10 protein-coding genes are annotated in these 12,553 nt (G+C 76.1%); 3 read left to right on the forward strand and 7 right to left on the reverse strand.

The genetic code is table 11. From position 1 onward, the window contains the following. The 7 genes from KVT14_RS07520 to glmU form a co-directional block, all read right to left on the reverse strand. Nucleotides 1-1,725: Wzz/FepE/Etk N-terminal domain-containing protein (locus KVT14_RS07520; protein WP_217615086.1), on the reverse strand; the 1,725-nt coding region annotated here is incomplete at its 3' end. Next, nucleotides 1,722-2,930, reverse strand: coding sequence for a glycosyltransferase (locus KVT14_RS07525; protein ID WP_217615087.1), 1,209 nt, complete (start codon nt 2,928-2,930; stop codon nt 1,722-1,724). The genes KVT14_RS07525 and KVT14_RS07520, both read right to left, overlap by 4 nt. Then, nucleotides 2,917-4,563, reverse strand: coding sequence for a sugar transferase (locus KVT14_RS07530; RefSeq protein ID WP_217615088.1), 1,647 nt, complete (start codon nt 4,561-4,563; stop codon nt 2,917-2,919). Before KVT14_RS07530 ends, KVT14_RS07525 begins: the two co-directional genes overlap by 14 nt. A gap of 688 nt (nt 4,564-5,251) precedes the next feature. Next, entirely contained in the window at nt 5,252-5,869 is a 618-nt protein-coding gene (gene pth, locus KVT14_RS07535; RefSeq protein ID WP_147795746.1) for an aminoacyl-tRNA hydrolase, read from the reverse strand. A gap of 109 nt (nt 5,870-5,978) precedes the next feature. Then, nucleotides 5,979-6,584, reverse strand: coding sequence for a 50S ribosomal protein L25/general stress protein Ctc (locus KVT14_RS07540; RefSeq protein ID WP_217615089.1), 606 nt, complete (start codon nt 6,582-6,584; stop codon nt 5,979-5,981). Nucleotides 6,585-6,895: 311 nt separating this feature from the next. Further along, entirely contained in the window at nt 6,896-7,879 is a 984-nt protein-coding gene (locus tag KVT14_RS07545; RefSeq protein WP_147795744.1) for a ribose-phosphate diphosphokinase, read from the reverse strand. Beyond that, the gene (gene glmU / locus KVT14_RS07550; protein WP_217615090.1) at nt 7,876-9,540 is read right to left on the reverse strand and encodes a bifunctional UDP-N-acetylglucosamine diphosphorylase/glucosamine-1-phosphate N-acetyltransferase GlmU; all 1,665 of its coding nucleotides are present in this window, start codon (nt 9,538-9,540) and stop codon (nt 7,876-7,878) included. Before glmU ends, KVT14_RS07545 begins: the two co-directional genes overlap by 4 nt. Nucleotides 9,541-9,726: 186 nt before the next feature. Between glmU and KVT14_RS07555 the strand changes: the two genes are divergently transcribed. The 3 genes from KVT14_RS07555 to ptsP all read left to right on the forward strand — a co-directional run bounded on the left by KVT14_RS07555 (nt 9,727) and on the right by ptsP (nt 12,431). Further along, a complete protein-coding gene (locus KVT14_RS07555; protein WP_217615091.1) occupies nt 9,727-10,164 on the forward strand; it encodes a VOC family protein in 438 nt (145 codons plus the stop codon). Nucleotides 10,165-10,419: 255 nt separating this feature from the next. Then, nucleotides 10,420-10,698, forward strand: coding sequence for an HPr family phosphocarrier protein (locus KVT14_RS07560; RefSeq protein ID WP_217615092.1), 279 nt, complete (start codon nt 10,420-10,422; stop codon nt 10,696-10,698). Next, the gene (gene ptsP, locus KVT14_RS07565) at nt 10,695-12,431 is read left to right on the forward strand and encodes a phosphoenolpyruvate--protein phosphotransferase (protein WP_308160946.1); all 1,737 of its coding nucleotides are present in this window, start codon (nt 10,695-10,697) and stop codon (nt 12,429-12,431) included. Before KVT14_RS07560 ends, ptsP begins: the two co-directional genes overlap by 4 nt. Nucleotides 12,432-12,553: the final 122 nt, after the last annotated feature.

Consider the following 12,553-nt stretch of genomic DNA (forward strand, 5'->3'; position numbering starts at 1 on the left):
CGACGCGTCGGCGCCGGCCTCGCCGGGGACGGTGCGCTCGGCGTCCGCGCCGCGCTCCGCGTCCGCCGCGCGGTCGGCGTCCGCGGGCGCCTCCGCGCCCGGCGCGGGCTGGCCGGCCGACCCGGCCCCGGCGCGCTCGTCCTCGGGACGTGCCTCCTCGGCGTCCGCCTCCGCGGACTCCTCGGCCCCGGCGAACGCGTACGTCGCCTCGTAGGTCGCCTCGCTGCGCTCGGTTGTGCCGTCGACCGACAGGCCGAGCAGCGCGGCGTTCGCGGCCCGCAGGCGCTCCGCGGACTCCTCGACCGCGCCGACGTGCGTGTGGCCCAGCGTCACCGCGAGCAGCACGCCGTCGGCGTAGGAGCCGAGGATCGTCGCGTCGGCCGCGACCAGCATCGGCGGGGCGTCGATGATGACGACGTCGGCGGTGGCCCGGAGCTGCTCCACGAGGGCGCGGACGTCGGACGAGGCCAGGAAGTCGGCCGGGTCCAGCTCCGTCTGCAGCGCGGGGTGCACCGACAGGTGCGGGATCGCCGTCGGCAGCGCGGCGGTGCGGGCGCGGCCGCCGGCCCGGCCGGTGCGCACGGGCGCGTCGGCGTCGGCGGGCAGCAGCGCGTTGAGCCGCGGCTGGCGCAGGTCGCCGGAGAGCACGACGACGCTCCGGCCGGACAGCGCCCAGGACGCCGCCAGGTTCGCGGCCAGGAACGACCGCGGGGTCTCGACGTCCGCGGCGGTCACGACGATCACGGCGCTGCCGGAGTCGTTCTCGACCGCGGCCTGGAGCGCGGTGCGGAGCTCGCGGATCGACCGGGTGTAGGCCGTCGCCTCCCGGCGAGCGACCGGCAGGGTGCCCTCGGCCTCGGCCGACTTCAGGGCGACGCCCGTGCCCGAGAGCCGCGCCAGCACCGGGGCGCCGGCCGAGCGGCGCGCCTGGCCGGAGGTGCGGACCTTGGTGTCCAGGCCGCGGCGGACCACCGCGAGGCCGATGCCGACGAGCAGGCCGGCCAGGGCCGCGATCGCGTAGACCAGGCTGCCCGGGATGCTCACCAGCGTGCTGCCGACGGCGTTCTGCAGGATGCTCGCGGGCGAGGCCAGCAGCTGGGCCTGGGTGAGCTGGCCGGACAGCGTCTGGTACTGGTCCATCGTGGTCGAGTACTGCGCCTCGAGCAGGCCGTCCACCGGGTCGACCTGGGCGTTCGGGTTCGTCGCCGCCGTCGCCGCGGCCGCCGCGCGCCGGGCCTCCGTGATGGCCTTCTGCTGCTGGTCGATGCTGGTGGCGAGGGTGCTCAGCCGCTCCTGCATCGACGCGAGGTCGTCGTCGAACTGCGCCTGCAGCGCCGCGACGTACGCCGTCGCGATCGCGTTGGCCCGGTCCACCGTCGCGTCCGCGTCCGGGCCGGTCTCGGTGATGATGACGTTGCTGGGGTTGTCCGTGGCGTACTCCGCCGACGACGACGCGGCGAGGCCGTCCGCCAGGTCGGCGTCGCCGAGGTCCTCCGCCGCGGCGGCCGTCACGGCGTCGCTCGTCACCAGGCTCGGGTCGCTCTCCAGCCGCACGCCGGCGGCGGCGAGCGTCTCGGCGTCGACGATCTGCACCGTCGCCGTGCTGGCGTACTGCGGCTCCTGGCGGGACACGTAGAGGTACGCGCCGCCGAGCGCGGCGAGCACGGACACCAGCACCAGCCACTTGCCGAACCAGATGGTCCGGAACATGTCCTGCAGGGTCATCGGGATCGCCTCTCGGTCAGCACGGGTTCTGCGGGGTCGGGCCGCTCGGGTCCGGCGGACCTCCCGGCCGCGCGCTCCTCGCGCACGACGCGGTGCAGCCGCTCGACGAACCGCTCCGCGGCGAAGTCGTCGGCGTGCGCGGTCAGCACCGAGGGGTCCCAGGTGCGGGCCAGCGCGCGACCGGCGGCCTCGGCCACCAGGTCGGGGTCGGGGGCGTCGAAGAACTCCCCGGTGACGCCGTCGCGGACGGTGTCGAGGTACCCGCCGTCGCGCAGCACGACGGACGGGCGGCCGAAGGCGGCAGCCTCCAGCGGGGACAGGCCGTAGTCCTCGTACGAGGCGGCGACCAGGGCAGCGCTGTTCCGGTAGAGCCAGCGCAGGCGCGCGTCGTCGACCCGGCCGGCGAGCACGACGCGCGGCAGGTCGCGCACGCGGTGCTCGAGCGCGGCGCGCTCCGGGCCGTCGCCCACCACGACCAGCCGCGCACCCGGGGTGCGCCGCACGGCCTCGATCACGACGTCCACGTTCTTGTACGGCAGCAGCCGCGCCACGCACAGCAGGAAGCCGGGCTCGACGCCCTCCACCGGGGTCTCGGCGCCGCCCGGCAGCATGGCGGGCGGCGGCGGCACGATCTCCGCCTCGATGCCGTAGACCTCGCGGATCGCGCGGGCGGTGACCGTCGAGTTCGCCAGGTAGCGGTCCGCGGTGCCGGCGGCGCGCCGGTCCCACGCGCGCAGGGCCGGCGCGAGCAGCCCGAGGGCCGCCGCCGCGAGCCGGCGCTGGGCACCGCCGGGGGCGTTGCCGGAGCCGCCCTGCCGCGACGGGCCGAGGTACCGGTCCGACTGGTACAGCCAGCGCGCCGGGGCGTGGCAGTAGACGATCTTGCGGCCCGTGGTCGGGAACCCGTGCGCCCAGCCCGTCGACGAGGCCAGCAGCACGTCCGCCTCGATCGGCGTCGCGCCCACGGCCGGGGCGAGCAGCGGCAGCGCCAGCCGGTGGTGCCGGCGCAGCACGCCGAACCGGTCGAGCGGGCTGGTCCGCACGTCCAGCGGCGCGAACTCCGGGAAGGTCGCGGCCGGGTCGTACAGCGTCGTGTAGAGGGGGGCGCCGGGGAACGCGTCCGCCATCACCAGGGCGACGCGCTCCGCACCGCCGCGCTGCGTGGCGTAGTCGTGCGCCAGCGCGACCCCGTCACCGACCGCCATGACCGCTCACGACGACGTGCACGGTGCGCCACAGAATCATCAGGTCGAAGGCGATCGACCAGTTCTCCACGTACCGGAGGTCCAGCTTGACCGCCTCCTCCCACGCGAGGTCGGCGCGGCCGCTGATCTGCCACAGGCCCGTGAGGCCGGGCTTCACCAGCAGACGGCGGCGCGCCGACTCCCGGTACTGGGCCACCTCGTAGGGCAGCGGCGGGCGCGGGCCGACGAGCGCCATCTCGCCCTTGACCACGTTGATCAGCTGCGGCAGCTCGTCGAGCGAGTGCTTGCGCAGGAAGTGGCCGATGCGGGTGATCCGGGGGTCGCGGTCCATCTTGAACAGCGGGCCGTCGGCCTCGTTCGCGGCGCGCAGCGCGGCCAGCCGCTCCTCGGCGTCGACCACCATGCTCCGGAACTTCAGCATGGAGAACTCGCGGCCCTCCTTGCCGACCCGGGTCTGCTTGAACAGCACCGGACCGGGGCTGGTGAGCTTCACCGCGAGGGCCGTGGCGGCCAGCACCGGCGACAGCACCAGCAGCGCGCCGAGCGCGAACGCCGTGTCGAACGCGCGCTTCGCGAGGATCCGGGACCGGCGCGACTCGGCGGCGTTCACGTGGATCAGCGACAGCCCGGCGGTCGGCTCCAGCGTCACGCGGGGGCCGAAGACCTCGACGATGCCCGGGGCGACGACCAGCTCGGTGTCGGTGCGCTGCAGCGCCCAGGACAGCCGGCGGAGCGCCTGGCCCGACAGCTCGGAGCCGGTGACGATCACGACGTCGAACTCGCCGTCGACCGCGACCTGCACGACGTCCGACACCGTGCCGAGCACCGGGACGCCCAGCGCGGGCAGCGGGCCGTCGAAGGAGGGCACGCACACGCCGGCGATGTTGTAGCCGTACTGCGGCAGCCCGCACAGGTCGTCGACCACGTGCGTGATCGAGGAGGCGTCGCCCACCACCAGGGTGCGGCGCATCGACTCGCCCTGGGCGCGGCGCTTGTGCAGCGACCGGCGCGCCAGGTGGCGGGCGCCGAGCAGCAGCACCGCGACGAGCGGCAGCGCCAGGAACACGATCGTGCGGGGCACGTCCACGTCCGCGCCGACCGCGAACACCGCGAGGGCGGCCGCGGTGAGCACGCCGCCGCGGATCACGGCCTCGAACTCCTGGTGGCCGTCGCCGATCACCTGGCGGTCGTAGCCGCGCTCCACCGCGACGAACGCGATGTAGAGCAGGCCGATCATCAGGCCCCAGGACAGCTGCAGCAGCGTGACACCGTGCATGAGGAACAGCAGCAGCGTCGGCACGCAGGTGGCCAGCACGACGTCCCGGGCCAGGGTCTCGACCTGGTAGGCGGCGTGCGAGCCGCGCCAGCCCGAGGGCGCGGCGTGGCCGAGCGGCTCGTGGAACGGGCGGTCGGACGCCCAGGACAGCCGGGGGCCGCGGGTGTCGCGGCGGCGCTCGGCGGCGGCGTGCTCGGCCGGGGTGCGCTCGGCGGCGACCCCGTCCGCGGCGGGCTGCTCCGTGGGGCGCTCGGCGGCGCCCTCGGGGGCCGTCGTGCCGCTCGGTGCCGCCGTGCCCGGTGCCGCGACGTCGCGCTGCGTGGAGCGCGAGACGTCGTGATCGTCGAGCAGACTCATGTCGGATCCCCCCGGGCGGCTTTGGTGTGAGTTGAGGCTATATCAGCGTGTTTGTCCTAGTCCGCCCGATGTGTCCGTTTTCACCCCTTTCACACCCATATGGGCGAGCGCAGCCCCTCTGACGTGCACGAACACCCCCGAACGGCCCCCTCCGGGGGTACCCGGAGGGGGTGGTCCTGACCAGCGCGAACCCCGCTGACCAGCGCCGACGCGAGGGCCTGCGGCGGGCCGACGGCGGCGCGGTTCACCCGCCCGCGCGGACCCGCGGGCGCCCCGCCCGACCCGGGCCTCCGCGCCCGCGCGCCCCGCGCGCCCGCGGGCCAGCGCCCCGGCGCCCCGTGCCCCCGCGCCCCACCACCCCGTGCCCAGCGCCCCAGCACCCCATTGCCACAGCGCCCGAGCGCCCTCGAGTGCCTATCGGACACGTCGACTGCCTATCCACTGGGTAGGCACTCGACGTGTCCGGTAGGCACTCGCCCCTCCGGGACCCCGCGCGCGACGGACCGGGGCCCGCGTCGAGCGGGTACTCGACACGTCGAGCGAGTAGTCGCCGACTGCTCGCTCGACGCGTCGGCTACTCGCTCGACGGGCGCCGCGGCGGTGCGGGGCGGGCGCCACCGCGGCGCGGACGCGCGCGAGGCCGCCACCCCCGGCGGGGTGACGGCCTCGGTGGCGCGCGGCGGCGCGGCTACGCGGTGCGGGTGTGGAACCGGAGCTGCGCGCGCTCCAGGCCCTCGGTGACGAGCATCTCCACGGCGTCCGCGGCGTCGTCCAGCAGCAGCGGCAGCTCCTTGAGCTCCGGCTTGGCGAAGTCGCGCAGCACGAAGTCGGCCGCGTCCATCCGCCCCGGCGGGCGCCCGACGCCGACGCGCACCCGCAGGTAGTCCTTGGTGCCGAGCGCCTTGGTGGTGTCGCGCAGGCCGTTGTGGCCGCCCTCGCCGCCGCCGATCTTCAGCTTGATCTCCCCGAACGGGATGTCGAGCTCGTCGTGCACCATGATCACGCGCTCGGGCGGCACGTCGTAGTACCGCGCCAGGGCGGCGACGGGGCCGCCGGACGTGTTCATGTAGGTGGTCGGCTTCGCGAGCACCGCGCGGGGGCCCGGGGCTCCGCCGGGCAGCGTGCCGATGCGCACCTCCGCGGTGGCCGCCTGCGGGCGCCGGGACAGCACGCCGCCCTTCGACCCGAACGAGGCCTGCCCACGGCGCGCGAGCTCGTCGAGCACCATCTGCCCGACGTTGTGCCGGTTCCCGGCGTACTGCGGCCCGGGGTTCCCGAGCCCGACCACCAGCCAGACGTCGCTCATCGCGGCGCCACTCCCTCCGTCGTCCACCTGCAGGAACGCCGGACGCCCGGCACCGTCACGGTACCGGGCGTCCCGACGCGGTCGGCGCGCCGCACGCGCGCCGGGTGGGTCACTCCGCGGCAGCCTCGGCGGCGGCCTCGGCCTCGGCCTCGTCGGCGGCGCGGTCCTCGGCGGAGACGGTCGGGACCGTGACGGTCACGACGATGGTCTCGGCGTCGGTCACCAGGGCGGAGCCCTTCGGCAGGGTCAGCTCGCCGGCGGTCAGCGCGGTGCCGGCCTCGAGGCCCTCGATGGAGACCTCGACGTGCTCGGGCAGGTGCGTGGCCTCGGCCTCGAGCGCGAGCGCCTGGGTCTCGACGATGTGGATGGTGCCGGGAGCCGACTCGCCCACGACGGTCACGGGGACCTCGACCGAGACCTTCTCGCCGCGGCGGACGATCAGCAGGTCGACGTGCTCGATGATGTTCTTGACCGGGTCGCGCTGGACGTCCTTGGCGAGGGCCAGGACCGGCTTGCCGTCGAGCTGGATCTCGAACAGCGCGTTCGCGGCGCCCTTGACCGCGAGCATGGTCTCGTGGCCCGGGAGGGCGACGTGGACCGGCTCGGTGCCGTGCCCGTACAGGACGGCCGGGATCTGGTGCGCGCGGCGCAGACGGCGCGCGGCGCCCTTGCCGAACTCGGTGCGGGCGGTGGCGGCGAGCTTGATCTCGGACACGGTGACTCCTGGAGTGCTGAGAAGGGCGATGGCGAGCGGTGGTGGCCTCGACGCGGGGCGCTGGACGGGCACGCGGAGGCGTTCCACCCTGTCGATCACGGACCGGATGGACCCGGGTCTCTCCGGTGACCGTCCGACATCCCTCGCCGAGGCAACTGGTCGATCTTACCCGGGCGCGCGGCCCGCACGAAACCGGCCCGGCGACCACGCAGCGCGCCCCGACGGCCCCGGGACGCGCCGAGGCCCGCTCCCCCGGCGTGGGGCGAGCGGGCCTCGGGCGGGCGCGCGGCGAGGGGCGCCGCGCGCGGGGCTCAGGACTGGCCGTCGAACAGGCTGGTCACCGAGCCGTCGTCGAACACCTCGCGGATCGCGCGGGCGATGAGCGGCGCGATCGACAGGACGGTGAGCCCCTCGAACCGGCGCTCCTCCGGGATCGGCAGCGTGTCCGTGATGATGACCTCGCGGGCCCCGGACTGCTGCAGGCGGTCGATCGCCGGGTCGGACAGCACGCCGTGCGTCGCCGCGACGATGACGTCCTTGGCGCCGGCCTCGTGCAGCACGCGCACCGCGCCGGCGATCGTGCCGGCCGTGTCGATGAGGTCGTCGACCAGCACGCAGGTGCGGCCCTCGACGTCGCCGACGACGCGGTTGGCGACCGTCTTGTTGGGCTGCCGGATGTCGCGCGACTTGTGCACGAACGCCAGCGGCCCGCCGCCGAGCTTCTGCGCCCACAGCTCCGCGACGCGGATGCGGCCGGCGTCCGGGGACACGACGGTGACGTTCTGCACGTCGACGCGGGTCCGCACGTACTCGGTGAGGATCGGCATGGCCCACAGGTGGTCGACAGGCCCGTCGAAGAAGCCCTGGATCTGCGCGGCGTGCAGGTCGACGCTCATGAGGCGGTCGGCGCCGGCCGTCTTGAACAGGTCCGCCATGAGGCGGGCCGAGATCGGCTCGCGGCCGCGGTGCTTCTTGTCCTGCCGCGCGTAGCCGTAGAACGGCGCGATCACGGTGATGGTCTTGGCCGAGGCGCGCTTGAGCGCGTCGACCATGAGGAACTGCTCCATCAGCCACTGGTTGATGGGCGCCGCGTGGCTCTGCAGCACGAACACGTCCGCGCCGCGCACCGACTCGGCGAACCGGACGTAGATCTCGCCGTTCGCGAAGTCGTAGGCCGTGGTGGGCAGGAGGTCGATGTCGAGGCTCTTGGCCACGGCGGCGGCGAGCTCGGGGTGGGCGCGGCCCGAGACCAGGACGAGCCGCTTCTCACCGTCCTGCGAGACGATCCCGGTCATCGTGCGGTGTCCTCCGTGCTGGGCTGGGCGTCGGGCAGCGGGGCCGGGTGGTCCGGCAGGGTGGGGGGTGGCGTGCGGTGCACGCCGGTGCCGGCGGTCGCCTGGCCGGCGCGCTCGCGCTCGGCACGGGCCTGCGGCGACAGCTCGGCGTCCTCGCCGCGGGCGCGGGCGGCGGCCTCGGCGGCCGGGGTGCCCGGGCGGGACCGCGCGACCCAGCCCTCGATGTTGCGCTGGGCGCCGGCGCTGACCGCGAGGGCCCCGGCGGGCACGTCGTGCCGGATCACGCTGCCGGCGCCGGTGTACGCGCCGTCGCCGACCTCGACCGGGGCGACGAACATGTTGTCCGAGCCGGTCCGGGCGTAGGAGCCGATCGTCGTGCGGTGCTTGCGCACGCCGTCGTAGTTGACGAAGACCGACGCGGCGCCGATGTTCGTCTCGACGCCGATCGTGGCGTCGCCGACGTACGACAGGTGCGGCACCTTCGACCCGGCGCCGATCTCGGCGTTCTTGGTCTCGACGAACGTGCCGATCTTGCCGCGCTCCCCGAGCACCGTGCCGGGGCGCAGGTAGGCGAACGGGCCGACGGTGGCGTCCTCGCCGACCACGGCCAGCGAGCCGTGCGTGCGGACCACCGTGGCGCGGGCGTGCACCTCGACGTCCTGCAGCGTGGTGTCCGGGCCGATCGTGGCGCCGGTGGCGACCGACGTCGCGCCGAGCAGCTGGGTCCCGGGGAGCAGCGTCACGTCCTGCGCGAGCTCGACGTCGACGTCCACCCAGGTCGTGGCCGGGTCGACGACCGTCACGCCGGCGCGCATCCAGCCGTCGAGGACCCGGCGGTTGAGCTCGGCGCGCAGCACCGCGAGCTGCGCGCGGTCGTTGACGCCCTCGACCAGCACGGGGTCGTCGGTGCGCAGCGCGCGCACCCGGCCGCCGTCGCCGCGGGCGATCGCGAGCACGTCGGTCAGGTAGACCTCGCCCTGCGCGTTGTCGCGGCCGAGCCGGCCGAACGCGCCGCGCAGCACGGCGGCGTCGAAGACGTAGACCGAGGAGTTGATCTCGGACACCGCGCGCTGGGCGTCGGTGGCGTCCTTCTCCTCGACGATGCCGAGCACGTCGCCCGCGTCGGGGGCGTCCGGGCCGGCGCGCAGGATGCGGCCGTAGCCCGTCGGGTCCGTGACCTCGGTGGTGAGCACGGTCACCGCGTTGCCGTCCGCGGCGTGCGCGGCGAGCAGCTCGCCGAGCGTCTCGCCGTCGAGCAGCGGGATGTCGCCCGCGAGCACCACGACCGGGCCCTCGACGAGCACGCCGGAGGCGCTGCCGGGCTCGCCCGGGCCGTCGTCGGCCGACGCGGCCTCGGCCTGCGCGGCGGCGTCCAGCACGGACAGCGCGCACTGCACGGCGCGGCCGGTGCCGGGGACGTCGTCCTGGTCGGCCACGAGCACCTGCGGCATGACCTCGCGGGCGTGGGCCGCGACGGCCTCGCGCTCGTGCCGGACCACGACCGCGGTGCGCCGCGGCTCGAGGGCCTGGGCGGCCGCGAGCGCGTGCCCGAGCATGGAGCGGCCCGCGAGGGTGTGCAGGACCTTCGGGGTGGCGGATCGCATCCGCGTTCCCTCGCCTGCGGCGAGGACGATGACCGCGGCGGGGCGGGGGGTGGTCACCTGTGGGTGCTCCCTGTGAGAGGTCTGCCCGCGCACCCTAGGGGCGAGCCGGGCGGGGACGTCGTGCGCTGACGCACTCTACCGCCGCCGGGGAGCCCGCCGTCGCGGATCCGGTCCGGCGGCACCATCATGGGACCGGCGCGGGTGCCGGCCGGGCGCCCGCCGGTCCCCGCGAGGAGTGCTCCCATGACCGACGCGACCGCTCCCGGCGCCGCACGGCCCCGGGTCGTGCAGACGGTGCTGGACACCACCGATCCGCGAGGGCTCGCGGAGTTCTACCGGGCGCTGCTGGGCATGGAGTACCGCGCCGGGGACGAGCCGCCCGCGCCCGGGGAGCCGGACCCGCAGGGCGACGACTGGCTGGTGCTGCGCGGCGACGGGCTGTGGCCGCTGGCGTTCCAGAAGGTGCGCGAGATCACGCCCCCGACGTGGCCGGAGCCCGCGGTGCCGCAGCAGCTGCACCTGGACATGACGGTGCCCGACGGGGACACGCTCGACGCGCAGCGGGACCGGGCGGAGGCGCTGGGCGCCCGCGTCCTGCTCGACCGCCGCGACGACCCGGACGAGCCGCTCTACGTGTTCGCCGACCCGGCGGGCCACCCGTTCTGCATCTTCGTGGGGTGACCCGCCGCGCGCCGGGAGGTGACCCGCCGCGCGGCGCCCGGCGCCGCCCGCGCCGGCGCGCCCCTGACGCGCCGCGCTCGACCCGGGCGTTTGACGGCGCGCGCCCGGCCGCCGTACAACTGACGCCACCAGGGTTGTTACTGAGCGGTTCAGGCAAGACCTGAGGCACCGGCGAGCGTCGGACGCCTCAGGTCTTTTTTGTTGCCCTGGCGCGCCGTCCGACGCAGGTCGGCGCGACGAGAAGGGAAGTCCCCCATGCCTCGACGTCGAGCACGAGTCGCCACCGCCACCGGCCTGCACGCCCGCCCGGCGTCGCTGGTGACGCGCAAGGCCGCCGAGGGCGGCCACCCCGTCCTGATCGGCCGCGAGGGCGAGCCCGGCGTGGACGCCTCGAGCATCCTGTCGGTCATGGGCCTGCGCCTGCAGCACGGCGACCAGGTCGAGCTGAGCTCCACCGCCGACGACGCCGAGGCGCTGCTGGACGAGCTGGCCGCCCTGCTGGGGAGCGACCTGGACCTGGCGGAGCAGGCGTGACCACCGTCGACGCGGCCCCCGCGGGTGCGCCCGCCGCCGACACCGTGCTCGCCGGGATCGGCGTGGGGCGCGGCGTCGCGCTGGCCCCCGTCGCCCGGGTCGCCGCCCCGCCCGCGGTCCCGGCCGACGAGCCCGCGCCCGCCGACCCGGCCGCCGCCGAGGCCCGGCTGCGTGCGGTGCTCGCCGAGGTCGGCGACGACCTGCGCGCCCGGTCCGCCGCGACCGGCAACGCCGACCTGAGGAACATGCTCGAGGCTGCCGCCACCATGGCCGGCGACCCCGCGCTCGCCGCCGAGGCCGCCCGCCTGGTGCACGCCGGCACCGGCCCGGCCACCGCGCTGGACCAGGCCGTCGAGGGCTTCGCGGCCGTGTTCACCGCCGCCGGCGGCGACCTCGCCGAGCGGGCCACGGACCTGCGCAGCGTCCGGCACCGCGCCGTCGCCCGGCTGCTCGGCGTGCCGGAGCCCGGCCTCGCGGCGCTGGACGCCCCGGCCGTGGTCGTCGCGGACGACCTGTCCCCCGCCGACACCGCCGCCCTCGACCTGTCGAAGGTCGCCGCGATCGTCACCGAGCTCGGCGGCCCCACCAGCCACACCGCGATCGTCGCCGGCCAGCTCGGGCTGCCCTGCGTGGTCCGGGTCGCCGGCGCCACCGCCCTGGCCGCAGGCACGCCGGTCCTGGTCGACGCCGCGGCCGGCACCGTCGAGGTGTCGCCGTCCGCCGAGGCCGCCGACCGCGTGGCCCGCCGCGCCGAGGACGAGGCCGTCGTGGCCGCCGTCACCGGCCCGGGCGCCACCGCCGACGGCTACGAGGTCCCGCTGCTGGCCAACGTCGGCACCCCGGACGACGCCCGCGCGGCCGCGCCGCGCACCGAGGGCGTGGGCCTGTTCCGCACCGAGGTGCTGTTCCTCGACGCGCGCACCGAGCCCGCCGTCGCCGACCAGACCGCCGCCTACGCCGAGGTCGTCGAGGCGTACGCGGGCCGCAAGGTGGTCATCCGCACGCTCGACGCCGGCGCCGACAAGCCGCTGGCGTTCGCCACCCAGGCCGACGAGGAGAACCCGGCGCTCGGCGTCCGCGGCTACCGGCTGGTCCGGTCGCTGCCGGGCATCGTCTGCCGACAGCTCGAGGCGCTGGGCGCGGCCGTCCGCGCGCTGCCCGCCGAGCGGCAGGCCGACGTCTGGGTCATGGCCCCGATGATCGCGACCCCCGCCGAGGCCCGGGCGTTCGCGTCGGCCGCGCGCGAGGTGGGGATCGTCAAGGTCGGCGTCATGGTCGAGGTCCCCGCGGCCGCGCTGCTCGCCGAGGCGATCCTGGCCGAGGTCGACTTCGTGTCCCTGGGCACCAACGACCTGGCGCAGTACACGATGGCCGCCGACCGGCTGCGCGGCGAGCTCGCGGACCTGCTGGACCCGTGGCAGCCGGCCGTGCTGTCGCTCGTCGCCGCGACCGCCTCGGCGGGCGTGCGCGTCGGCAAGCCCGTCGGCGTCTGCGGCGAGTCGGCCTCCGACCCGCTGATGGCGCTCGTGCTCGCCGGCCTCGGCATCACCAGCCTGTCGATGGCGGCGGGCCGGGTGCCCGCCGCGCGCTACGCCCTGCGCTCGCTGACGCTGGACGCGTGCCGCGCGCTGGCCGCGGCCGCGCTGGCGGCGCCGGACGCGGCGTCGGCCCGGGCCGCGGTGCGCGCCGGGCTGGACGCCGACGTGGCGCGGGTCCTCCTCGGCGAGGGCTGACCGACCCCGCCGGGCGGGCTCCTACGCAGGCCCGCCCGGCGGCCCCGCTTCCTCCTCGTGGGTGGAACCGAGTGGAGCGTTCTGCCCGACACGCACCGGCGTGTCGGGCAGAACGCTCCACC

The organism is Cellulomonas sp. GbtcB1, from assembly GCF_019091725.1.
In the GTDB taxonomy this organism is placed as follows: Bacteria; Actinomycetota; Actinomycetes; order Actinomycetales; family Cellulomonadaceae; genus Cellulomonas.